This is a genomic window from Pseudoduganella sp. RAF53_2 (assembly GCF_052113985.1).
Lineage (GTDB): Bacteria > Pseudomonadota > Gammaproteobacteria > Burkholderiales > Burkholderiaceae_D > Rugamonas.
On record NZ_JBFRDW010001022.1, the window covers coordinates 1 to 1,291 of the forward strand.

At 58.6% G+C, this 1,291-nt stretch carries 2 protein-coding genes; one reads left to right on the plus strand and one right to left on the minus strand.

The genetic code is table 11. The annotated features are described in order from the left end of the window. A partial coding sequence (locus tag AB4Z11_RS32010; protein WP_442030245.1) for a TonB-dependent receptor plug domain-containing protein occupies positions 1 to 666 on the minus strand: 666 nt, incomplete at its 3' end. A 305-nt stretch (positions 667 to 971) separates the two neighbouring features. On the opposite strand from AB4Z11_RS32010, the gene AB4Z11_RS32015 reads away from it, so the two are divergent. Then, the coding region (locus tag AB4Z11_RS32015) for a cyclomaltodextrinase N-terminal domain-containing protein (protein WP_442030247.1) at positions 972 to 1,291 on the plus strand (320 nt) is incomplete at its 3' end.

Below are 1,291 nucleotides of genomic sequence, written 5' to 3' on the forward strand. Positions count from 1 at the left end.
GTCCATGAACTGGTCGATGTAGCTCGCGCTGAAGCGGTTGCCCCAGGAGTTGGTGTTGGCGATGGTGCCCAGCGAGTTCTTCTCGCCGCGCACGTTCAGTGCCACGGTGCGCTTGCCGAAGTTCAGCGGACGCACGGTTTGCAGATCCAGCGTACCGGACAGACCCTGGCCGACCATGCCCGCATCAGGGGTCTTGTACACGGTCACGCCGCTCAGCAGCTCGGATGGATACTGGTCGAATTCAACGCTGCGGTTGTCGCCGGTCGAAACCTGTTCGCGGCCATTCAGCAGGGTGGTGGAGAAGTCCGGGGACAGACCGCGCACCGAGATCACTTGCGCACGGCCGGCAACGCGCTGAGCGGCCAGGCCTGGCAGGCGGGCGATGGATTCAGCGATCGAGGAGTCCGGCAGCTTGCCGATGTCTTCAGCGGAAACCGCTTCAACGATGGAGGTTGCGTCTTTCTTGACGGAGATCGCGTCCTCGATACCACGACGGATGCCGGACACGGTCACGGTCTGCATCTGCACGTCGGCAGCCTGGCCGGTGGTCGCGCTTTGCGCGTACGCGGAATTGGCCAGGATGGTCAGGAACACGGCGCAGCCAGCGGCGACCGGATTCAGTGGGAAAGCAGCGGTGGTGCGTCGCTTGCTTGCGAAGTTATTCATTAAATGTCCCCTCACACATTAAACACATTTCCCGCAACCACTTGCTCAGTCGGTTTAGCTTAACTACACGGGAATCCAAGGATGTCGAACGTTCTACTGGACGCTCTGGAGCGGATTCTGTACTAAAACTAGATTCAATGTCAATGAATGACTTTCATCACTACAATCTATTTCTGCCCTTCCCTATAGGCTAAACTATGCGCTCCGTTGTATTTCGGCTACAAGACCACGTCAAAATTCATGTAGTAGAACTACACCAGAAATAGGTGTATTGTCCCGTTCACAAGCTTATCCGGAGACCAAAGATGACCCGTTCCCGCGCCGCCCTGCTGCTCGCAGGCGCCCTGCTCTTCCCGCTCGCGCATGCCCAGGACTACCGCGTCCAGCATATGGAGCCGGCTTTCTGGTGGAGCGGCATGCACGACCCGCACCTGCAACTGATGGTGCATGGGCCGAAACTGGGCGATCTGGAACCGAGCGTGAATTACCCGGGCGTGCGTATCGCCTCCGTCGCGCACGTGGCGAATCACAATTACCTCTTTATCGATCTGCAGCTGGATGGCGCCGCGCCCGGCAAATTCGACATCGTCTTCTCGAAGAACGGCAAGCCTGCTGCGCGCTACAC